Source organism: Anaerovorax odorimutans, from assembly GCF_024459955.1.
In the GTDB taxonomy this organism is placed as follows: domain Bacteria; phylum Bacillota; class Clostridia; order Peptostreptococcales; family Anaerovoracaceae; genus Hominibacterium; species Hominibacterium odorimutans_A.
On sequence record NZ_JANFXK010000029.1, the window covers coordinates 1 to 22,770 of the forward strand.

Sequence of the window (22,770 nt, forward strand, 5' to 3'; positions counted from 1 at the left end):
ACCAGCGTCATTTCCATTCCGGACAATTCGATACTGGACGGTATGAGATCAACGCTTTCCTCATGATGTAAGATTCCTTCTCGGCAATGGAATGGTTCATCGCGGATCAGCCGTTCCATTTGGGTGGATAGGGTAATTGGCAGCTCGTCTTGATTGTGCCAGCCCAGGCAGGTGGTCAAATCTCCTTGTGGGTCCGCATCGACCAGCAATACTTTTTTACCTGAATTGGCAAGGCCGATGCCTAGATTGACAGTGGTCGTTGTTTTCCCTGTGCCGCCTTTTTGGTTAGCGATTGCGATGGTTTTGCAATTTGACATTACGGTGGCTCCTCCTTTCCAAAAAATATATGATAGCTGCTTCCTTGGTTGGAAACAGCTATGTAAAAATTTCTATAAAATATTTAGCCTTACGGCAACGCCCAACCAATGGAAAATATGTTACAAGCATTTTCTCCTACTCTACGGTAAAACAAAAAAACTCTCTTTCACTCAGATCACATCTGAAGAAAAGACAGCCTTTTTATATGCATGGCACTTATTCTGTTTTGTAAAAAAAGTAGTAAATACGAATCATCGAACCAGTTTGGTGCACCCATGACTACGCAGATCACCTCTTTTCCGTCCCGCTGGGCGGAGGCCACCAGTGTTCTTCCCGAAGCCTTGGTAAAACCGATTTTTATACCGTTTCCGCCTTTGAACTGATGAACGGTCTTGTTCTTGTTATAAAAATGGTTGAACTCGCTTTCTTCCCGGCCCGCATCCCAGGATTTGGCGGCCACAATAGCGCGGAAAGCTTTGTGGGACATGGCTTCCCGGGCAATGATGGACATATCCCGCACTGTGGTATAATGGTTTTCGTCAAAGAGACCGTTGGGATTGATGAAATGGGTGTTTTTGCAGTGCAGCTCCGCCGCCTTCTCGTTCATCCGCTGCACAAAGAGATCCTTATCCCCCGACGCAATGATGGACAGCGCTACAGCCGCATCGTTGCCTGAACGGAGCATCAGACCGTAGAGAAGATCCTGAATACTGATTTTCTCCCCTTCTTTTAAATACAGCGAAGATCCTTCAACTCCCACCGCCTCCTTTGGCACGGCTATCTTCTGGTCGATAGGGCTGTCGTACTCCTCCAGCGTCTCCAACACCAGCAGAGCAGTCATAATCTTAGTCGTGCTGGCAGGATACGCTTTTTCGTCAGCGTTTTTTTCATACAGGACCTTTCCTGTCTGTCCGTCCACCAAAATAGCCTGCGCCGCCGAAACGCCCGGAGCCGGAGCTGCCGCCGTCTGCCGCGCCGCGTAATTTTTACCCAGGGCCACAGCGATAGCCAACAGCATCAGTGTGCCCAAAATAATACCAAGCTTTACTTTCTTCATAATCAAAAATCTCCTACATAACATATTACTGTTTTGCAGGAGATTTTATACTTTTTCAATACAAATTCCCAATAAATTTCTCGCCGACGGGACGGCTTTCAGACTGCACACAGGTTCTGCAGTTTCTTTTGCAGGTTTCGCAGTCTTGTCCTGGTATCCTTGGAAAAAAGGAAAGAATATCAAAATAAACAATTACATCAAGGCTCAATGGCATTTTCAGAAAAAAATGCGGCAAAATCCAGATAACATTATCAAAACAGCATAATAAAATACGCCTTATTGATATTTAGCCACTTCTATTTTCCCAAAACACTGTGAAACTATCAAAATTGTGCTGCCACCGATCGTCTATTGATATTCAAGGGGGGGGACGGGATGAAAAGGGCTGGAACCAGGGGAGAAAGCGGAGAGGATAAAGATTCGGCACCCCGCCGCCAACGTAAACTGCGCTGTCTTCCCCTCTCTATCCCTTCTGCCATTTGGCGCCGTGGTAGCGGATCGCAAAGCATATGGCTCGGAAAAACCAGTCGATAGTCATGGCGACCCAGACGCCGAACAGCTGCATATCCAGGTAAATCGCCAAAAGGTAGCTGAATCCCACCCGGAAGACCCACATGGAAATGATGGCGATCAGCATGGTCAGAGCCACATCATTGGAGGCCCGCAGCGTATTGGGCAGGGTAAAAGAAAGCGGCCAGATCGTCACTGCGCAGATGGAGTGATAGATGAGGATTTCTTTCGCAAATTGGCTCGCTTCATCGGACAAACCGTAAACATGCAGAATCAACGGCAGGGACAGCACCACCAGCCCATTGAAGCCAAGCAGCAGCAGATAGCACAGCTTTACCAGTTTTTTCGTATAGTAGCGGACCTGGTCGTAATCGCCGGCTCCCACGCACTGGGAAACGACCGTGACCGTCGTAAGCCCCAGAGCCATACCGGGCAGAATCGCGAACAAAGCTACATAGTTGCCGATGGCATTGGCAGCGATAGCGGCGGTTCCAAATCCGGATACCAGACTGAGGACCAGGATTTTTCCCAGCTGAAACATACTGTTTTCCAGTCCGTTGGGGATTCCGATATATAAGATTTTTTTTAATAGTTTTTTATCAACTTTCCAGAGAAACGGTCTTGGAATATGAAGCAATCTGTCCTGTCTGCACAGCAGTTTCAGGATAATGACCGCAGCTATGACGCGGGAGGCCAGTGTCGGTATAGCGGCACCCTCCACACCCATGTGAAGGCCAAAGATCAGCACTGCGTTACCCACCAGATTGATGCTGTTCATTAAAAGGGACATTTCCATGGCAATCTTGGAGTTGCCCATGGCGCGAAAGATTGCGGCGCCGCCGTTATACAGGGCGATAAAAGGAATCGAAGCGCAGACGATCAAAAGATAGGTACGGCTGTTATGATAGACATCGGCATCAATGCTGCCGAAAACCTGATGTAAGATAAAGTCGCGGCAGAGATAACAGGCCACCATCACCACTACCGAGGAAACCGCAATAAAAATCAGCATCTGCCACGCCGCTCTGCACCCGGACTCCGGGTCCTTGCGACCTATGAACTGACCTGAAACCACAGCGCCGCCTGTCGCGAGAGCAGCGAATATATTGATGAAAAGTATAAAAACAGAGTCCACCAGCGAAACTCCGGAAACCGCGGCCTCGCCCACACTGGCCACCATAATCGAATCCGCCAGCCCCACAAAAATTTGAAGAAACTGCTCAATAATCAGCGGTATAATCAGTTTTCTCAAATCCTTATTTGTAAATCGATACTCCATTTTTTCTTTATCCCTCCATACTTTTACCAGTATACTCCTGACCAAAGCTGGATACAATGGAAAAACGATTGTTTTTTAATTCCGTATTTTCACTATTTTATTTTTCCGGCAAAGTGAGGGCAATCTGCTGCAGATCCACGCTGTCGGAAGGCTCGTCCGAATTGATCGTCCCCTCGATATCCTCAATGTCGGGAAGCTCTTTCAGGTTTTTAAAGCCGAAGTTTTTCAGGAACACATCCGTAGTTCCGTAGAGAATCGGGCGTCCGATGCCTGTGGAGCGGCCCACTTCCGAAACCAGCTCCTTCCTCTGCAGCCCCTCGATGACCCTTTCGCATTTGATGCCGCGGATAGCCTCGATCTCTCCCCTGGTCACCGGCTGCTTGTAGGCGATAATCGCCAGAACCTCCAGTGCCGACTGGGAAAGCCGCTTATGTTTTACCGGCGTACACAGCCGTTCGATATATTCGATGTTTTCTTCCGGGGTCACGAACTGAAAGCTCTTGTTGATCTCGCGGATGCGGATTCCCCGGTTTTCCTGCTCGTACTCATCCTCCAGTTCTTTAAAACAGTCATAGGCATCCCGCCAGTTAATATTGAATATCTCTGCCGCCAGCTTCACATCCAGCGGTTCGCCCCATACGAACATCATGGATTCAAAGGCTGATTTCATGGATTTTTTACTCGTCATCGCTTTCTCCTTTTATCAAGAACTCTGTAGCTTTCACCTTAATATCGCCGTAGATATATTTCTGCTCCGCCTCCAGCTTTTTTTCCTTCATCATTTCCAAAAGGGAGGAAAAGGTCAGCGCGATATCGTACTTGTCATCTTTCCGCTCAATCAGGTCTTTGAAGTCGGCTTCCCGGAAAGGGTCCTCCCGGAAAAAGTCCCGGATATCCGCCATTCTGGCCTCGGCCGTGATCCGCTGCTTTTCGCTGCGAATGTGGTGCTTGCGGATTTCTTCCACTTTTTTCTTTTTACGGAGAAAAAGGTTGAATGCAGAAACAAACTGACGCAGATCCAGATCCAGATATTCATCGGGCTGTCCCGTATAGACGGATAAATCTTCCTGGGGCTTTTCCATGATCCGCAGTCCCTGCTCCTCCTGCTGCTGGAGCATCTCTGCCAAAAGCTTGAAACGCTTGTATTCCAACAGCTTTTCCACCAGATCCGTCCGCGGATCTTCCGCCGCCGGACCCTCTTCACTGGGAGCTGTCCTCGGCAGCAGCATCTTGGACTTGATCTCGATCAAAGCCGCCGCCAGCACCATGAACTCCGCCGCCATAGGCACATCCAGCTTTCTCATGGCTTCCATATAGCTCAGGTATTGCCTGGTGATCTCCGATATTTGGATGTCATAAATATTCATCTGGGCGTTTTCGATCAGATAGACCAGCAGGTCGAAAGGCCCCTCGAAAATCCCCAGTTTCACTTTATATCCCATACTACCATTATCCTTTCTCTTCTCCTCTGCCCGAAAGCTGGCAGATACATACGCCCGCGATGATAATACCCGCGGTAGCCAGCTTGACCGGTTCCAGCGTTTCCCCTAAGATCAATACGGCCAGTGCCATGGAAAAAACCGGCACCAGGTTGATGAAAATCGAAGTCCTTGAGGGCCCGATTCGCTTGATGGCAATTTGCTGAATCAAATAGCCTCCCACGGACGCAAAGATGCTCATATACAGCACTGCAATCCACCCCGCGGCCGGGATTTCCCCCAAAATCCTCCACGGCTTTTCCCAGACTGCAAAGGGAATCAAAATCAGTGTGCAGACCAAAAAACTATAGTAGGTCAGCCAGAAAGGCGGGATCTTGGAGCCTTTGCTCTTGCTGAATACCCCATACGCCGCCCAACACACCACGGCAGCCAGCATCCACAGGTCTCCCCTATTGAAACTCATGCTGCTCAGCGTCTGCCAGCTGGCTCCCGAAATCGTAAGAACAACGCCGATAAAAGAAAGCGCAATTCCCACAGCCTGCCTGCCGGGAATTTTCGCACGCAGAAACAGAGCTGCGATTATCGTGGTGACGATGGGATTCATCGCACCTATGATGGATGAGTTGATGGCGGTGGTGTATTTTAAGGCGATGAAAAAGAACACATGATAACCGAACATCCCCACGATCCCGGTAAAAAGAAAGACCGGTACGTGTTCTCTTTTCAGGCGAAACGCTTTTCCGCCTTCCTTTCTCCGGGCTGCCGCGGTGAGAAAAAACAACACCAGCGAAGCAAAGAAAAATCGGAGGAAGGTTAAGGTAAAGGTTGGAATGTAGGGCACGGCGAATTTTCCCGCTATGAAGGCTCCCGCCCAGAAAAGAGCGGCCAGTACCATCAGCCAGTAAATATTCTTACCTTTGTCCATTATCCCTTTACGATCTTTCTCAGGTTTTCTTCGTAAGGCGGATAAACGATCCCCTTCTCTGTTACCACGGCTGTAATATAGCGGTGGTCCGTTACATCAAAGGAGGGGTTGTAGGTCTTGATTCCGGCTGGTGCCATGGGCTTTTCATACCACATTTGGTAAATTTCTTCGCCTTTTCGTTCTTCGATGGCAATATCGCCGCCCGTAGGTGTCGCCAGGTCAATGGTGGAAGTGGGCACAAACATGTAAAAGGGAATTCCGTATTCCTTTGCCAGAATCGCCACCTGGGAAGTGCCGATCTTATTGGCTCCGTCTCCGTTCGCCGCCATCCTGTCACAGCCGACCACCACTGCGTCAATCCATCCCTGTTTCATGACCGAAGCCGCCATATTGTCGCAGATGAGGGTCACGTCCACACCTGCCTGCGAAAGCTCCCAGGAAGTCAGGCGCGCTCCCTGCAGCAGCGGCCGCGTCTCGTCGGAGAAGACTTTGAAATCATAGCCTCGTTCCTGCCCTAAGTAAACAGGCGCCAGGCAGGTTCCGTATTTGGCCGTCGCCAGAGTCCCCGCATTGCAGTGGGTCAGAATGCCCATGCCCTTTTTCAGCAGAGACAGTCCGTGTTCCCCCATTGCCAGGCACGCCTCTTCATCCTCTTTTCGAATCGCCTCCGCCTCTTTGAATAACTCTTCCTTGATATATTTCAACTCCTGCTCCCAGGAAGGCTCAAAGCACAAACCGTCACCCATGGCCAAAAGCTTTCTTTCCATCCGGTCAAGCGCCCAAAACAAATTCACCGCCGTCGGCCTGGCCGTGGCTATGTACTCCTTCGCCCCATGAAAGTCCCTGGCAAAATCATTGAAGTTCTCCGATTCCAGATCCCTCACCGCCACATAGACGCCGTAAGCCGCCGCCACCCCGATAGCCGGAGCGCCCCGTACCTGCAACCTGTTGATCGCTTTCCAGACATCTTCCTTTGTCCGCAGCTCAATATACCGCTCCTCACCCGGAAGCAGCGTCTGATCCAAAATCATCAATTTATCATCCTCATACCGAACCGGTGTAATCATCGCAATCCATTCCTTTCCGCCCCGCACACCCTTGCGGCAACGTTCGCCTGCGGCTCGCTCCTCCGCTCCGCTTCGCTGTCCGTTTTTCCAGCAGCGCTAAAGCGCTGGAAAAAAAGGCAACGCCGTTCCAATCGCATGCGGAGATTATAATATGCGAGCCCTGTCGAGCATATTTCAATAAACGCATCCTTGCGGCAACGCCGTTCTAATCGCATGCGGAGATTATAATATGCGAGCCCCGTCGAGCATATTTCAATAAACGCATCCCTGCGGCAACGCCGTTCTAATCGCATGCGTTTATTATACCAAATCTCTGTCCATAATTACAGCAGAAAATCCTCCCCCGTCAAGGCCTACGCAGAAAAGGCCGGATGAAATTTCACAAAACCTGCGATTTATATTCCATACGGCATTTTTTCAGCATAAGTGAACATAAAATCAAGCTGTTCACACCGTCTGAATCACTAGTTTGCTTTTATTTATACATAAGCCCAAACCATTTTGCTCTTTGCGTTTCAAGACCAGCTTGAATTGTTTGCATTTCTTGAACAATTTGAGAAAAATATATTCACCCAGCAGCTCCAAAGGGCAGTTTGGAACATAAATCGGCACTTGGAGCTTTCCGGCAGCGACCTGGGCGCTTTCCCAAGACCTTCCAACAAAGGATGCGTTGGCGGCGCCGCAAAATTTTCAGAGGGCTTTGACAAAAGACGGCTCTTGTAATATAACTATTAGGAGAAAGGATTTAGAATTTATGAAAAATCAGTCACGGGAACAGATTACAATGCGGGTTTCCTTTGTCAGTATCGGCGGAAATCTCTTTTTATGCTTTCTGAAGCTTATCGCCGGAATATTGGGCAGGTCGGGTGCGTTAATCTCCGATGCGGTTCATTCCGCAGCTGATGCTGTGGATACACTTATTGTAATCATTGGAATAAAAATGGCTTCACGGGCGCCGGATACGCGGCATCCTTACGGCCATGAGCGAATGGAATGTGTGGCGGCCATCATACTCTCGATCATCTTGGGAGTTGTGGGCGTGGGAATCGGCTATGTGGGGCTGGACAAAATACTTTCACGCAGCTTTGAGGCGGCAGAAGCACCCAGCTTGCTGGCGGCGTTGGCGGCGGTTGTTGCCATTGCGGTCAAAGAAGGGCTTTACTGGTATATGCGCTTATCGGCGAAAAAAATCAATTCCGATTCACTGATGGCCATCGCCTGGCACAACCGGGCGGATGCGCTTTCTTCCATCGGAAGTTTTATCGGTATTCTGGGCGCCCGGGCGGGACTTGCTATTCTTGACCCGCTGGTCAGCGTTATCATCTGCCTCTTCGTCATCAAGGCAGCGCTTTCCATTTTCATGGGCGCCATCAACAAGATGGTGGACCAGGCCTGCGACCCGGATACGGCAGATCGGATACGCGAAGCTGCCGCTGCCTACTCAAAGCCTTATCGTTTGGGCACGATACGAACTCGCATTTTTGGGGACAAAATATATGTAGAAATGAAAATTTTCCTTCCCGGAGAAACAACCCTGGAAGAGTCCACAAATCTCTGCTTCCAGCTTCGCCAGTTTATTGAATCCAAGTTCGACGAGGTGAAAGAATGCCGGGTCCTTCCGGCACCGGAGCCAAAATAAAAATAAAGCAGAATCAAAGAAATGGAGCCTATGCGCGTTTTTTGCACAAGGCTCCGTTTTACAGTTATTTTCCGAATACTGATTTTACTTCCAAATATTCTTCAAAGCCAAAGGTTCCGCCTTCGCGCCCCAGTCCTGATTCCTTATATCCCCCGAAAGGACAGGTAATGTGCGCGTCAGCTCCATTGATGTGCACGCCTCCTGCACGAATGCGGCATCCCACCTCATAGGCCTCTTCCGCCGGGCCGTACACGGCGCTGTCCAGCCCATAGGGCGTATCGTTGGCAATCTCAACCGCTTCTTCCACCGTATCATAGCTGATTACCGATAATACCGGGCCGAAGATTTCTTCTCTGGCAATGGTCATATCATTGGTTACATCGGTGAAAATGACCGGCTTCACATAGTAGCCTTTTTTTATTTCACCGGGTACTTCCCCTACAAGCATACGGGCGCCTTCTTCAATGCCCTTTTCAATATAGCCTTTTACTCGTTCAAAGGCCCGTTTGGAAATCAGCGGCCCGATATCGGAATCCGGATCCGACGGCGCTCCCACCTTGTACCTGCCCGCTTCTTCTGCCAGAAACGATTCGATCTCTTCTTTATTTTTTCTTGGGACAAGCATTCTGGTATAAGCACAGCAGGTTTGTCCCGTATTCATGAATACCGAATAAACCGCTTCTTCCGCAGCCGCCCTGAAGTCAGCATCCGGCAAAACGATCAGCGGCGACTTGCCGCCCAGCTCCAAAGTAATCTTCTTCACTGTGGAAAGGGCCAGCGCGCCCACTTCCTTTCCTGCGGAAGTGGATCCGGTAAAGGTAAGCATATCCACATCCCGATGGAGAGCCAGGCAATTGCCCACTTCACCGCCCGCGCCTGTTACGATGTTAAACACTCCCGGCGGAAGCCCTGCGTCCTCAAAAATATTTGCCAGCATGCAGGCGCACAGAGGGGTAGCCTGACTTGGCTTTAAAACGACACAGTTTCCCGCTGCAATGGCCGGAAACAGCTTCATGGTAATCTGCTCCATTGGATAGTTCCAAGGCGTTAAACCGGCGATTACGCCGAAAGGCTCCCTGCGCACCCATCCGCCTTCCGCCTCGTATTCATATTCAAAGTTCTCTGCCATATGGGCAAAATAGACCGCTTCTCTGATGGAGCTTTTCAAGTGCCATTTTTCCACATGCCTGATGGGCATCCCCAGCTCCAAAGAAATCACCCTCGCGAAGTCGGTTTTGCGCTGTTCCATAAGATCGCCGACCTTCCTCAATATCCGGCCGCGTTCCTTTGCCGAAGTCCGGGACCATTCCGGGAAAGCCTTCTTTGCCGCAGCTACCGCCTTATCCACGTCCTCCTTTGTTCCCCGCGGCACAGAACCGATCACCTGCCGCGTTGCCGGATCTTCCACTTCTATACGGCTGCTTCCGGTACTCGCCATCCACTTGCCGTCAATGTACAAATCATAATTGATCATAGTTTCCTCCTTGGATACTTTTTCTTTTAGCTTTCCCAATAGGCGAAGAAAAACTCCAATTGACAGGCAAAAATTCCTTTTGGTGACCAAGTTTGCGTCAAAAAACAAAAAATCCCCCGGCTGTGCGGACATCAGTTTCGGGGGAAAATGCCTTTTGGTCCTGAAAAAGGACAAAAAGGGACCCGCAACTCGCATTTTTGGATTTTCGTAAAATGAAATCCAGCGTTTTCAAGCAATGCGGTAGTTTTGTTGAAATTTCAACGCTTAACCACTTTCAATACAAGTAATAACTTTTAGTAACTTTTGACGTTTTTCGATAAAAAACAGTACTTATCCACAACTTTAGTGATAAAAAAGTGATAATTTTTGAAGGCTTTCAGGGCTGCTATGGTACGTTGGATTTTACGTCACTTGCATCTGTTAGTTTCAATTAAATAGGCTCTGTCCTTGTTGTCACTCTTCCATTTTTTACTTCTACAATTATATTATATGAACATTTTTCGCCCCTGATATTTGTCAGCGTCGTTTGTATTTCTAAGATGTTATAGTTCAAAAAATTTTTACCGACCGCCATATACAGAATATCTTCTAGTGGTGCATATTGGCTTTTTTCCCCTGTTATTTTGCCCATATCGCAAATAGTGCCCTGGTCATTATTTGTGATTTCCGTTAGCCAAAGATTAAACGTTCCTCCTTTTTCTATATAGCATTGATATGCCTGTTTATCTCCATCCAAAGTTTTTATTTGCCCACTTGAATAATGTATTACTACTTTATCCAACTGATAGGACTGTAAATCAGCACCCCCATTTTGAAGAACAATCTCTGTAGTGCATATATTAGCCTTTACATCATCTTCATTAGTTAGTAGATTCAATATCAACGCTCTCTTATTTTTTTCTATTTGTCCTGTGCCTTCATCTTCAACAAGTCTTGTTGACTTATCATCATCATCCAAATACTCTATGTATGCCTTCTGTTTTTTCTTAAAAATATCCTGTATTTTCCAGTTGTCTTTTATCATTTTTTGATTTATGTAGGCAGGATACCCATTCAAATGTGCTATGAATAGTAAAGGTTTATTCGCCTTGCTAATTTCATTAAGCTGAGTAGTATTGAGTTTATTGACACTTCGATACGCCATTTCAGCTACAATAAACGACGCAAGCGAAACCAAGCACCCAAGAAACGTTAATATAACCATTGGATCATTCTCCTTCATCACAGCTCTCCTCTTTGTGAACGTACTATTTTTTCCCATTAAAAAAGCATACCAATTAAAGCTTTTCCTGCTAAAAAACACTTTGAATTAGGTATGCGCATATCCTTTTTTCACCTTTATCATAACACTTCTATGGATAATTTCAATCTTGTTCCCGAAGGTATATTGAATACTTCTTATCAAAAAAGCCCCGGCAGGATATTGCTCCCCCGGGACTTGCTGTGTCTATTATGTAATTATCCTTCCATGCCAGTTTCTTCGTCTTCTTCTGCCGCAGCCTTATCCGCTGCCGCATTGTCGATATCCGCATTAATCAGTGCATCGGCTTCCTGTTCGCTCAGAGTCGTCTCTTCTGTCGATTCGTCCGCCGTCAGTTCCGGCAACCCGGCCACTGACGTGAGAAGCGACAGCACTCCGGCCAGCAGTGCAGCACTTACGACCATGCGCCAGTCCACGTCACTTATTACTGCGGCGGTGCCGATCATGGCGACCGCTGCCTGAGCAACGGTTTTGATTGCTCTTATTCCAGCTTTTCTTATCCAGTCTTTCATCATGTTATTCTTCCTTTCTCATTCTCCTAAAATATCCGTGATCTGCTCACGGGTCTCTTTCATCTTCTCAACTCCATTGCCATCTATCATGTGATTGATGATGCACATCATCGCCCGGCATTGCGCCCGGTTCATCCGATTGAGGTGTTGGAGCGCTTCATAGTCTTTCTGATCGTGCTCTTTCAGCAGCTTTACGTCATTCGTAACTGACAGGGCCGGGCGTATCCAGCGATACACAGCCGCTCCCGCGTTGCTGACCAGCACGATTGCCCCGCAGACAGCGAGAATCGTTTGAATGTCCATTCTGCCACCTACTTCTTTTTTGTGTATTTGAGACAAACCCATCTATTTTTCGTTTTATGGATTTTGCCCCATCCGCCTTTAGTCTCATAGACCGTGACGCTTATCTTATATTTGAGCGCTTTGACCCTTTTATACTTTGTTCCCGGGCCGGTGCGGACGTTTAAGCCGGCTTTTGCGATCACAGTAGCCTTGTACGCCTTTTTCTTTGTCGCCTTCTTGGTGACTTTTTTTGTGGCCGCAGTCTCCTTTTTTGTCTCTTTCTGCGTGGCGCCCTTTGGCGCATCAATGATCCAGTAATATTTCGCCTCATGCTGGAACTTGTCCCAGGTATTCTTTGCCCTTGCCGCTGCGGAGCTGGCCGGGTCGTTTATGTAGACCTTGCCATTTTCATATTTGTAGGCAAGTACAAAGTGGCCGCCTTTCGTCCACAGACCCGGCCCCATGCAGGCAATGACATAATTCCCGGCTTTGAGGGCCGCAAGAGCCTCTTTGTCTGAGCTGGTATTGCGCTTATGATAGCTGTTTGCACCCGACACCTGCTGGCACTTCATGCCGTGCGCCCGGAAATAGGCCTCAAAGAAAGTGTAATAGGTTCCCTGCCCTACTGCCTTATATCCGTGCTTCATGGCCCAGCTGCAAGCCGTGACTGGCGTCTCTTTGCTGTCAACGAAGGTTGCGACCAGCATGGCCGCAGCCGTTGGCCCGCAGCCGGAGCCGCCTATTGTACTGTTTTCTTTTCCTTTTACCCGGTAAGGCTTTTTCGCCCATCGCTTATCGGTCTGCCGATAAATTTTTGGTTGTTTTGCCATAATAATTCCTTTCCGGCCAATTCCTGGCCAATAAAAATAGACCCGGAGGTCTTTTAATCAATCATATAAGTTGCATGTCCGTAGACGCCATAACTCGGCGTATATACCGCACTTGGACTCAATTCCAATATCCCGCTTGGTCGTAATACAAACAGCCCTCCAAACTGTAGACCTGCGCTCGGCATGGCGGCCACAGGTATCGCAAAGTCTGATTTCGGCGTAAACTGCCCTAAATCATTCACAACTCGTACAACATTACTCACTGTTTGCGTTGTGCGTATATTGTAGACCGTAAGGGTCACGATGTTGCCGATCCGTCTCGCTCTTACGGTGCCAACGCTCCAGATCACGTTGTAGCCGGAGAGTGGTATTTCTACCCAACCGGTATCATCCGTTCTGGCGATTAGCTCCTGCATAAGTTTGTTATGCATTGCCTGCATCTGTTCCGCTGTGTAACTCACGCTGCACACCCCCTCTCAGGGATGGTTACTTCCAGCGGCCAATAATTAGCATATCGCAGGTTATTGATACCCCTGCCGTATTGGATGTTGTGCTTGCCCCATAACAGGCCATTCCGTCTGTACCCGGCAGGAAACTTGAGTAAAATCCCAATCCCGACCCGATTGACATCGACACAAAAGCTTTTGGCCGATCGGAAAACGTAAACGGGAACATAATCTTTGATGTTTGGTACCCGTATAGAGGTGAAACCTGTATATAATGCGTCTTTTTCTCTGTGTAGGTACCCCAGCATACCGCAATCCCGTTGGGTAGTTTTATGTAGGACCATATGTCGGAGGTCTCGACTTTTAGTCCTCCAAGCATACATTGTAAGAGAGTGTTTAATGCGTTGATATCGCTCATGCCAAACACCCCCTAACCGGTCCTGTAAGAGGCGCAAATACTCTCTTAAGTAGTGCCCCCCCCCCCGACAAAATTTTAGCCGGTATTGGTTCCACGCCTATGATTTTAACGATGTAAGCGCCGGTTGACACTTCGAAGTTATTTTTCTCTCCGTGGCTCGTACTGTAGCCATGTGTCATAAACGACGAATAGTCATTGCTGAGCGTATATTTTTGCTCACTCTTTATCAGGCATATTTGTCCAGTTATCTGTGCGCCGGAAGACCAGGGAGCCAGAATTCCTCCACCTACAAAGTTACCACTTTCAGATCTTTCGAGCGTGACGTGTATCCCGCCATTTAAGACGGCGTGTACCACGCTGTAGTTGTCCATCTCCGGTACGGTTATAACCCCCGCATTGGTGAGCCTCCCCGTCCACAGTTCTTTATTTCGGGCCGCAAGCAGTTTAAAAACGCCTTGCAAGCCTTTGTTCAATTGTTCAATTCCATTCATATTCTTTCCTTTCCCACCTCTCCGGATGGGAGAGGTGTCTTTATTTCCATTTGCCAACCACGTAATAATTAAGTGCGGCAGTACCATTACACGGAGCGCTATTGTAAATTCTGTATGTGATTTCCGTCAATCTTGGAATCACAAAGGTGACTATAATCTGATTTGTCGTATCTCCAGAAATATACGCAACTGGGGGTTCCGTAGGCACAAATGGATATGTAACAGTCAATACAGGGGACATATATCCTCCATACGGACCAGCGTCTTTAAAGGCAACATTTAAAGTATTATGTCCCCAACATTCCGCTTTACCATTCGCATATTTGATAACATGCCAGATACCGCTGTCATATTCCTCAACAACCGCATTAACCAGCAGGGCCTGCACCAATCTATTAAGATTTAGTACCCCCCCCCCGACGTTAGATCAATGCTGGCTGCTTCTGCGGCCGCAATGGTTTCAGCAGTTAGGATGTTTTCCAAACTATTTTCCAATGCCGTAATACCAAATGCGGATTTCACCGCAGCAGTATTTGCTTGGCCGGTTCCGCCGCGGGCAACCGGGAGCGTTCCGGACGTTATGTTCGTTGTGCTATGATTGTGACTTGCTGCTGCCTTGCCAGCCAGCCCGGTCCGGAGCGTCTGCACGCTCTTGAGCAATTTCCCGAAGATCGTGGCAAGTGTCTCGGCGGTCTCAATGTCCACGTCACTATCTGCGACCGTAAAGGTTACTTTTTGATCGGAGAGGTTTTCCACGGTTCCTGTTTCTCCCTTGGCTCCCTTGGCTCCCTGCGGAATCGTGAAGTCTAAAATCACGTCCGTTGACGTGCCTCTCGCCGTGATCTGCGCCTTGCTCCCAGGTGCGCCGGTTGTCACGTTGCCTACCGACACACTCGCCGGTTTCCCGTTAAAGTCCCCTGCGTTCAATTTCTGCTGCACTAAAGCCGCTATATCATTTGCGGCACTGGCTGCACTATTTGCCTCTGTAGTCGCCGTTTGCATCGTCGCAAGGGCAGTGTTGGCATTCGCAAAAGCCGTCTGCATATCCGCCGTGAACCGGTCGAAGATATGGTCAAGAGACAACTCCACGTTTTCTTCCATATCTTCAAAGGTTGCCATCCGCTTAACCACGCCGGGTTCATAGCATTTATATGTGGCCCGGCCATCCGCAGCGTTCGGGTCCCCACTAAGGACCGTGGCCCATTCGCCGGATTTTAATTTTTCCGGCTTGAAATCCGTATAGGCTCCACGCCTGTCTTGTATTGCCATACTTTCTTCCTTTCTTAATTTCTGCTGTAACCAATTACATCTAAAACCGCTATTCCGGTACCCACGTAAGCCATCGCCGTGTCTGCTGCCGCTGACGATTCCTGTGCGGTCAGTCTTAATACATTAAGGCCAGCTGATAGCACCGGTGCCAGATTTCCGGATACGATCGTTTTTGTCGCCTGTGTCATGCTTCCGGTAATTCCTGCCGTCGCAAACCCACCGCTGGTAATCTGCTGCCAGTCTCCTACGGAAGATATATCCGCATTACCCGGCAAATCGCCACCCATCGCAAGCCCCGCGTTTGCCGTTCCTTTATAGAGTTTAATGTTACGGGAATAGCCTGTGACCGCTCCTTCACCTTCCCATTTATTCCAGATGCCCGCATTGCTTTTCAGTGTCAGAGTGGCCTTTTCTACAACGTAATTGTCCGGGATATTCACATAGATATAGATGCTCCCTGCCATCCCCTCCAGATATAGCTCCGTTCCGCTTCCCAGAAAAGCCGGGGCGCCGCCGTTACTGATAAATTGCAGGTTCCCGCAGACGCCATTCGCTGACATTAACGACGCACCGCCGGCCAGCTTAATGCCGTCATAGTCCATGCGGATCATTTCGGTATCGTCGTTGGCCAAAAGTGAAAACCGCCCGTTTGCGTTGCTCCTGCCGCCCAGCGTCAACGTGCCGCCTCTGGCCCAGTCAAAATTAATTCCGATGGCCGACAGCATATTCACAACTGCATTCCCATCTGCGTCAATTCCGGCGTTCCAGGTGCGCCCGCCGTCCGTAGACACGCTAAACACGCCCGCAGACATTCGCCAGAGCGTGCCGGATTCCTCCAACTTGGGTTTATCGTGCATATAATAGATGTAGCTACCATCTTCCTGCCGAACTTCGGTTTTAAAGACTCCTAGAGACTTCGTAACCAACCCGGTCAGCCGCTGCATTTCTGTCCTATGGTTCTGGATCTTCGCGTCTGTATGTCTCTTCGTCTGCTCGATCTTCTGATCCGCCGCGCTCGGCCTCTGGCTGGCCTGCTCCGATGTGCTCACGGCCCCGCAGCTGTATTTACTGTTGCCGCCTAATTGATAGGTTACATTGGTCAATACCGTGCTGTAAGTCAGGCCCCGGTAGTCCGTCACCGTCGCCAGATCCCCGGCATCAATGCAAGGATCGGACTGCATCGTCACTTCCAGCGGCCTAAAGCGCACGCCCACGATCCGGCTGCCGACCAGCTCTGCCACTTCCTGTACCTTTGCGACCGGGATCATGGGGTTGTTTTCAATCGTTAGGACATAACCTTCTTCGCCGTACAGATATGTTGCAGATCGTTCTTCCTCGGTCGTCTCCACGTTGCCTTCATCGTCTACAGTCTCAGCCGTAAACATTTCTTTTGTGCTAACTCGCACGCCGGTAATCAGCACGTCCCATAATTCCACGTTGAGAGAAGCCGCATCGTAAAGACTATGCTCTTCGGCCCATGCCTCAAAGGTGCCATCGTCAAAGGTGTCACCGCTTGTGTAGTCAAAGAAGGTTCCGCCGTCGCAGGTGTCCCCGGTCGTGTAGACGTTTACGTCATAATCATCAAAGCGGCCGCCGTCATAACCATAATGCCGCAGCGTGTCCACGTCGTACCAGTCAAAGGACAGCCGCCCCTGCGTGTCGCAGTAGCCATAATTCCCGGTTATTTGCGCCGCATAAGATAAGACGGCCCGGAAGGTCATGTTCTCACCCTCGGGCCGTTTCTCAAAGACGTAATTCTCGCCGGCCCAGCTATCCGGCGTCAGCACCAGCCCGCAGACATTGCAGGCGTCGTTCGCAATCTGGCGGAAGGTTGCCGGGTAGGTCAGGTTACTCTTGCTGTAGTCCTGATCCAGCCTTGCCATGTTGTCATAGGCCGTGATGGTCCAGACGCTCCCGGAAGTTGCCGCACGCTCGGATATGTAAACCCCTTTGTCCAGCCATTCCGTCGTGCCGTCTTCCAGGTCAAGACCGATCTTTACCGTTATCTTTGCCCCGGTAAAGTCATATGGCGTAAACTCTTCTTCTGCATTGGATATGCGCAGCGTCAGTTTCGCGATCACCATGCTGCCGACCTCAAAACTGTTTGACTGGCTGGTTGCTGTCTCAATCGACAATCCGCCGGACATGATGTTATCGTCGTCGATGGTCAATTGTGTCGTGTCGGCCAGCTGAACCTTGACCAGCGCCCGATACTTTCGGTTGTATTTATCTGTGTTTTTGTATGCTTCGCTTACTGGTATCATCTTTTTACCTTTCGATCAAATCAACGGACGCGCTTTTATATCGAACGATTCCATCGCCCGGGTCCCCCAGCAGATCGCTTCCAATCGTTCCACGATAAACGGTCAGAGTTAAGTCCATTAGCTTTATTTTAAAAAAACCGTGTGGTAGATTTTTCTTTATTTTCGTGAGTTGAGCTTCTGTCAAAATGCCCCATTTCACGCTTATGTTTTTCTTTTCTGCGACAACTGATCCCGCCATTTTGCCGGACTGGGTCCTGCCCGTGTCGGATGACCAGATCAGCTCGTTATTTATCGTTATGGATACGGGGGATGGTAAATCCACCCCGCCCGCCTGAAACAAAAAACTCATGCTTATTCTCCTACCGGCGAATATCTTCTGTTCATGCTCCGCCGCCCTTTATCTACCAATTTCGCCACTTCTTCCGAGTCCACATTAATTCCAATGCTCTCAAGTGTGGCAACTAAAATCATCGTCATGTTGTCAAGCAATTCTTTCAAGTCTGCTTTCGTTATACCACCGCCGACTCCCGCGGCCTTTACCGCGTCCATCGCCATTTGTCTCAGTTTATCCTCGGGTGCCACGACTTCGCCTTGATGCCGGTTATCGCCGATCATGGCAAGCTGCGGCGTGTTGGCCTTTACATAGCCACCCTGCGCCAATCGCGGCAAAGAGATTGTAGGCATATACGGAATTTCCACGCCTGGTAGATCATTTATAAGTCCAAGCGCTTTATTAATCGTCCTCGGAACCCAATTAATGCCTTTTTCTACCGTCCGCAGTACCGCATTGATTGCAGATTTGAAAGCCCCTCCAATTGCGTCTCCAATTTTAGTTCCAATGCTTTTGAATTTACTTTTTATCGTGTCCCAGATGCCGCCAAAGAAGCTTCCAACTTTTTCAAACGGCTTTTTAACCGCTTCCCAAGCTGATTTAAACTTATCGCCAAACCACGTTTTTATGTTTGAAAAAACATTCTTAATAGCGGTCCATTTATCCGAGAACCATGACCCAATTGATGAAAACGCATTCTTTACAGCCGTATATGCGCCCTTGAATTTTTCGGAAAACCAAGAACCTACGCTGTCAAACACGTTTTTAATCGCTGTATATTTTTCAGAAAACCACGATCCAATAGCACTGAACGGAACTTTAATGGCTTCCCAAGCAGCACTAAACTTTTCTCCGAACCATGCGCCAATATTTTCAAAATGGGCCTTTATGGCAGCCACCTTTTCTTTAAACCAGTCGGCTATTGGTTCAAAGATGCCTTTAATCGCCTGTACTACGCCGCCAAAGATATCTTTAATACCGTTCCAAGCCTTGCTCCAGTCGCCGGTCAAAACACCAGTTACGAAATCAATAATGCCGCCCAGCGTCGTGAGTAACCCATTCAATACGCCCGCAATCATGCTAACAGCAGTCTTTACAACAGTCCAAATACTGCTAACTTTCGATGCAACGACAGCAAAAAAATGTTCAACGAGCCATGCAACAAATGGACTGATTTTTTCCCATACCGTAGCCACAAGCTCAGCCAGCTTACCAAAAACGTCAATCAATTTATCGACAAAAGGCTGGATGTACTTATCTTTGACTTCTCCAAATTCTTTTGCGATTTTCGATAACACCGGTGCCAGATATTTGTTATACCCGTCCAACATCCCTCCAAATATCGTCGTGAATCCATTTGCGATTTTATCAAATGCCGGACGGATATATTTGTCGTAAGCGGCAAATATGGACTCAAACGTATCTTTAACGAACTCCGATATGGTCGAAGTAACCTGACTGATTGGTTTTAATGTATTGTGCAGCGCCGTTTTAATTTTCCCTGTATTACGGACAAATGGCGCTGTTACGACGTTGACCACATCACCGCCCACTTTGAGAGCCAAGTCAATCACACCAATGAATCCATCAGAAAACACCGATATGATATCCGCTGTAATTTGTTTCGCCTCCTTGGAGCGAAACATGGTAAAAACATCGGCCAGCGCCGTGTAATAGTTTCCGGTCAGCTGCGTAATCCGCGTTGACGCGTCAAAAATCCCTACGATTCTGTCTTGTATGTACTTTTTGCTTTGTTCCAGATATCTGGCAAATCCGCCCGTTAAGTTATCTGCAATTGTCAGTCCGATCGACACGAAGGAGCCGGCGACACGCCCAAGGTTATAGGCAAAACTGTTGAAAAAAGTATTTGCCGCACCCGTCACTCTCTTATTTGTGAAAATGTCAACTAAGCGACTCTTTATATCCTGCAGGTTCTTTTTTATCGTATCAATTACCGATAGATCGCCTGCCCCAATCTTAAACCCAATCGCAAAAAGCGCAGCCAGCTCTTTGAAGCGCTCCATAAGCGCCGACATCTTTTTGTCAGTTTGATCGAGAACATTATCGCCTGTAGCAAGAGAGCCGTAATCGACCCCAGCTCCTCCTGATCCACCACCAGAACTTGATCCTGTATCTTCTTTGCTCAGCTTATTGATCGAGTCGAAACCCATCAGCGCCTTGGTGGCTTCTTTCGTCTTTTTGGCGGTCGATTTTGCCGCGTCCCCAACGCTCCCCACCCCGGAAGACGCTTCGTCGGCTGCCGCGGCTACATCGCCCATACCGGATGCCGCCGTCGCAGTTGACTTCTTGCCCGTAATCAGCTCCGTGAAGGACTTGAAGGCGTTGGCCAGCGTCGCAAGCTTGCCCAAAAGCGTGTTAATCGCTTTCAGGATCGGCGTGAACAGGTTGATAAACCCTTGTCCAAGCGTCGCCTTGATCGAATCAAATTGCAATTTCAGGATTCGGGTCTGGTTCGCCCAGCTGTCCGATGTCCGGGCAAAGTCTCCCTGTGCCAAGGACAACTGATCCATGACGAACTGGTACCGCAGCGCTACCTTTTCGGCCTCGCTCATGGCCTGTGTGGTTCGCCCGAACCCGTTTGCCATTGCATACGCGTCCAAAGCATTCTGCGTCATGACGATACCAAGATCCTTAAGGGTCTCCGTTTCGCCCGTAAACACCGATTTCAGCTTTGTATAGGCTTCGTCCTGACTAATGTTATAAAAGGACGCCACATCCCCAGCCAGTCCGGTCAGGGCCGTGGACATACTGTAAGCTTCCTCTTCGGAAAATCCAAACGCCTTTGACATCGCGCCGAAGGTCCCGGTAAACCGCTTCGCCATCGTCTCAGACAGTCCGAAGCTGCCGGCAGCGCTCTGCGCAAAAGCGTTTACTTGCTCTGTCATTTTCGGGAAAGTAACGTCAACAACGTTTTGCACTTCCGCCAGATCGGAACCCAGGTCAATGCAGGATGCCCCAAACTCGACCAGCTTTTTTACCGCAAACGCTCCTGCCAGAGCAGCACCGGCCTTTTTTGCCAGATTGTTAATTCCGGCCATCTGTTTATTAAATTGATTACTGTTTACGACCAGATCAAGACCAATCTGGCCTACGCTCGTAGCGGCCATGACATACACCTGCCTTCTGTGGTCATCGGCACATCATGGCACTACTTGACTCAACTTATTCTTATCTCAAATTTCTTCTTGCAATTTCTGCCCTTGCATCTGACAAAAAGACCCCTTACTTTGGCCTTCTCATCATATTCAATCGGCATCAGGTAGCCGCAGTAAGGGCATTTAACTTTCTTTTTTATCGCTACCACCTGCCAATTCTATAAATCCTTGTTTCAGGCCATCGAGGAGTTGCTTCATTTGATCCTGGGTGAGCTCTCCCGCCTGCCGTTTTCGCCATTCATTCCTAATTCTATGCTGATGACGGTTGAAAGACTTTAAGACGTCTTTGTCGCTCTCAGACCGAATGGCTACAATGTTCCCAAGTGGCGTTTTATCGTTCAGCCCCGAGACAAGATCTTTAAATTCGTCCCACTTCATGCCATCAAGATCGCGTGACAAACGAATCCCGTACTGCGTCTGAAAGGATGACACGATCAGGTCGAAGTCATCAATCAGATCGTAGTACGGGTCACTGCTCTCCCGGTTTTTCCACTTCCCCTGCAATCATGCCGATCGCCTCATTAACCAGCGTCTGAAAATCTTCCATATTGAGCTTCAATTTTTCAATTTTTTTACGCTCTTTTTCCACAAAAATTGTTTCATACGTCTGTACAATAATTTTGGGGGTTACCTCTGATTCATTCCCAACGGCCCCCATAACTTTCAGCACCGTTGTCGCGTCCGCATTGACTTCAATCTCCGTTCCGTTCACCACAAGTGACGGATTTCCGTTGAAATTCAGCTTTTCCGTAATGTCTTTTTTCATGTTCTACCTCCTAAAATAGGCGGGGGTCGATGCCCCGCGCTCTTATGCTGCCGGCGTTACTTCCGGCTTGCCGTTGCTCATTACTTCAAATTCGAGTGGAGCTACAGCCGTAGAGTCGCCTGCGCCCACATTGGTGACACTGATAACCGCACCTGTAAATTTCACCGTAGTTCCGTCCGGGAACGTCCACTGAAAATCAGCTTCCGCATTTCTTCCGTTTTTAAAAGTCAGCCCTGCGATAAAATCGTTTCCTGCATCTCCAACGTTCCTTTTTGCTGTTACGGAAATTGTTACCGCTTTTGATGTCAGGAGCCTTCTTGTCCATCCTTCCGTATCAAACGGGTTCCATTCTTCCACGCCATTATCAAAAGACACGTCAAACGTCTCGCAGTCCGCGATATCAACCATTGACGCCGTTGCGCCAGAAGTGGCCGAATTCACTTGAAACTGATTTTCATAGCATGGATATACACCTGTTTTTCCTGCCATATCTTACCTACCTTTCATAGTACAGATCGAACCAGATCACCCGTTCATACACGCCCTTATCGTCCGTCCCCACGTCCTGCGGTTCCGGAACCATCAGGCGCACATAGTTGATATGCGTCTGGCCGATCATCAGATCAGAAATATTTAATATTTTTTCAAACAATGAAAAAGAAGCCTGCTCCGTATCGTTGGCGTTGTTGTTCCAATGCACCAATACGGAGATCGGCTTCACATCATATTTTTTGTTCTGTAGTCCGCCGACCGGTATCGTTGGCGGGCCACTTGTCTTGCGCTGATAAATACCAATCGATTTATCCTTTTTGTTGTCCAGTTTTCCGATATAAAAATGTTCGCCTATACCGAATGTTTTCAGCCAGTCTCTCACTTCTGCAAGCCCCAGCATTAAACACCACTCTCCTTTTTGTAGAACTTTTTGAACGCCTCTGGCGCAAAGCTTTCTTTTTTACCGCCTGGCAGCCAATCCTCGTACCATTCACCTCTCGCATTCGGGTTTTCATCTGTCTTAA

The 22,770-nt window shown here is 48.7% G+C and carries 23 protein-coding genes; 1 reads left to right on the forward strand and 22 read right to left on the reverse strand.

Going from position 1 to position 22,770, the window contains the following annotated elements:
- The 7 genes from NE619_RS16790 to mtnA all read right to left on the reverse strand — a co-directional run.
- Positions 1 to 317, reverse strand: a 317-nt coding sequence (locus NE619_RS16790; protein WP_256133627.1) for an AAA family ATPase, incomplete at its 3' end; no start/stop codon positions are given.
- Positions 318 to 493: 176 nt separating this feature from the next.
- On the reverse strand, positions 494 to 1,375 hold the full coding sequence (locus NE619_RS16795; RefSeq protein ID WP_256133628.1) for a D-alanyl-D-alanine carboxypeptidase family protein: 882 nt from the start codon (positions 1,373 to 1,375) through the stop codon (positions 494 to 496).
- Positions 1,376 to 1,838: 463 nt separating this feature from the next.
- Positions 1,839 to 3,164, reverse strand: a complete 1,326-nt coding sequence (locus NE619_RS16800) for an MATE family efflux transporter (RefSeq protein ID WP_256133629.1) — start codon at positions 3,162 to 3,164, stop codon at positions 1,839 to 1,841.
- 97 nt (positions 3,165 to 3,261) lie between these two features.
- The gene (gene scpB / locus NE619_RS16805; protein ID WP_256133630.1) at positions 3,262 to 3,852 is read right to left on the reverse strand and encodes an SMC-Scp complex subunit ScpB; all 591 of its coding nucleotides are present in this window, start codon (positions 3,850 to 3,852) and stop codon (positions 3,262 to 3,264) included.
- Entirely contained in the window at positions 3,842 to 4,606 is a 765-nt protein-coding gene (locus NE619_RS16810; RefSeq protein ID WP_256133631.1) for a segregation and condensation protein A, read from the reverse strand. Before NE619_RS16810 ends, scpB begins: the two co-directional genes overlap by 11 nt.
- Positions 4,607 to 4,613: 7 nt before the next feature.
- Positions 4,614 to 5,528: a DMT family transporter gene (locus NE619_RS16815; protein ID WP_256133632.1), complete on the reverse strand. Its 915-nt coding sequence runs from the start codon at positions 5,526 to 5,528 to the stop codon at positions 4,614 to 4,616.
- On the reverse strand, positions 5,528 to 6,595 hold the full coding sequence (gene mtnA, locus NE619_RS16820; RefSeq protein WP_256133633.1) for an S-methyl-5-thioribose-1-phosphate isomerase: 1,068 nt from the start codon (positions 6,593 to 6,595) through the stop codon (positions 5,528 to 5,530). The genes NE619_RS16815 and mtnA overlap by 1 nt, the downstream gene beginning before the upstream one ends.
- A 754-nt stretch (positions 6,596 to 7,349) precedes the next feature.
- On the opposite strand from mtnA, the gene NE619_RS16825 reads away from it, so the two are divergent.
- Positions 7,350 to 8,234 carry a cation diffusion facilitator family transporter gene (locus tag NE619_RS16825; protein WP_256133634.1) on the forward strand — a complete coding sequence of 295 codons (885 nt, stop codon included), beginning with the start codon at positions 7,350 to 7,352 and terminating at the stop codon, positions 8,232 to 8,234.
- Between the two features lie 64 nt (positions 8,235 to 8,298).
- Here the strand turns inward: NE619_RS16825 and NE619_RS16830 are convergent, their stop codons facing one another.
- The 15 genes from NE619_RS16830 to NE619_RS16900 all read right to left on the reverse strand — a co-directional run bounded on the left by NE619_RS16830 (position 8,299) and on the right by NE619_RS16900 (position 22,646).
- Positions 8,299 to 9,708: an aldehyde dehydrogenase family protein gene (locus NE619_RS16830; RefSeq protein WP_256133635.1), complete on the reverse strand. Its 1,410-nt coding sequence runs from the start codon at positions 9,706 to 9,708 to the stop codon at positions 8,299 to 8,301.
- A gap of 430 nt (positions 9,709 to 10,138) precedes the next feature.
- Positions 10,139 to 10,930 (reverse strand): hypothetical protein, encoded by a 792-nt coding sequence (locus tag NE619_RS16835; protein ID WP_256133636.1) that lies wholly within the window; start codon positions 10,928 to 10,930, stop codon positions 10,139 to 10,141.
- Positions 10,931 to 11,166: 236 nt separating this feature from the next.
- Positions 11,167 to 11,484, reverse strand: a complete 318-nt coding sequence (locus NE619_RS19045; protein ID WP_330640827.1) for a holin — start codon at positions 11,482 to 11,484, stop codon at positions 11,167 to 11,169.
- 15 nt (positions 11,485 to 11,499) lie between these two features.
- Entirely contained in the window at positions 11,500 to 11,784 is a 285-nt protein-coding gene (locus NE619_RS16845; RefSeq protein ID WP_256133637.1) for a CTP synthase, read from the reverse strand.
- 8 nt (positions 11,785 to 11,792) lie between these two features.
- A complete protein-coding gene (locus tag NE619_RS16850; protein ID WP_256133638.1) occupies positions 11,793 to 12,593 on the reverse strand; it encodes a C39 family peptidase in 801 nt (266 codons plus the stop codon).
- Between the two features lie 53 nt (positions 12,594 to 12,646).
- A complete protein-coding gene (locus NE619_RS16855; RefSeq protein WP_256133639.1) occupies positions 12,647 to 13,054 on the reverse strand; it encodes a hypothetical protein in 408 nt (135 codons plus the stop codon).
- A gap of 399 nt (positions 13,055 to 13,453) precedes the next feature.
- Positions 13,454 to 13,948, reverse strand: a complete 495-nt coding sequence (locus NE619_RS16860) for a hypothetical protein (RefSeq protein WP_256133640.1) — start codon at positions 13,946 to 13,948, stop codon at positions 13,454 to 13,456.
- Between the two features lie 402 nt (positions 13,949 to 14,350).
- On the reverse strand, positions 14,351 to 15,217 hold the full coding sequence (locus tag NE619_RS16865; protein WP_256133641.1) for a hypothetical protein: 867 nt from the start codon (positions 15,215 to 15,217) through the stop codon (positions 14,351 to 14,353).
- A 14-nt stretch (positions 15,218 to 15,231) separates the two neighbouring features.
- Positions 15,232 to 17,481, reverse strand: a complete 2,250-nt coding sequence (locus tag NE619_RS16870) for a hypothetical protein (RefSeq protein ID WP_256133642.1) — start codon at positions 17,479 to 17,481, stop codon at positions 15,232 to 15,234.
- A 4-nt stretch (positions 17,482 to 17,485) separates the two neighbouring features.
- Positions 17,486 to 17,830 (reverse strand): hypothetical protein, encoded by a 345-nt coding sequence (locus NE619_RS16875; protein ID WP_256133643.1) that lies wholly within the window; start codon positions 17,828 to 17,830, stop codon positions 17,486 to 17,488.
- Positions 17,831 to 17,832: 2 nt separating this feature from the next.
- Positions 17,833 to 20,751 carry a phage tail protein gene (locus NE619_RS16880; RefSeq protein WP_256133644.1) on the reverse strand — a complete coding sequence of 973 codons (2,919 nt, stop codon included), beginning with the start codon at positions 20,749 to 20,751 and terminating at the stop codon, positions 17,833 to 17,835.
- Between the two features lie 360 nt (positions 20,752 to 21,111).
- Positions 21,112 to 21,492: a Gp15 family bacteriophage protein gene (locus NE619_RS16885; protein ID WP_256133645.1), complete on the reverse strand. Its 381-nt coding sequence runs from the start codon at positions 21,490 to 21,492 to the stop codon at positions 21,112 to 21,114.
- Positions 21,458 to 21,754: a hypothetical protein gene (locus NE619_RS16890; RefSeq protein WP_256133646.1), complete on the reverse strand. Its 297-nt coding sequence runs from the start codon at positions 21,752 to 21,754 to the stop codon at positions 21,458 to 21,460. The genes NE619_RS16885 and NE619_RS16890 overlap by 35 nt, the downstream gene beginning before the upstream one ends.
- A 42-nt stretch (positions 21,755 to 21,796) precedes the next feature.
- Complete coding sequence (locus NE619_RS16895) at positions 21,797 to 22,243, reverse strand: phage tail tube protein (protein ID WP_256133647.1); 447 nt, start codon at positions 22,241 to 22,243, stop codon at positions 21,797 to 21,799.
- A gap of 7 nt (positions 22,244 to 22,250) precedes the next feature.
- Positions 22,251 to 22,646 (reverse strand): minor capsid protein, encoded by a 396-nt coding sequence (locus NE619_RS16900; protein ID WP_256133648.1) that lies wholly within the window; start codon positions 22,644 to 22,646, stop codon positions 22,251 to 22,253.
- Between the last annotated feature and the right edge of the window lie 124 nt (positions 22,647 to 22,770).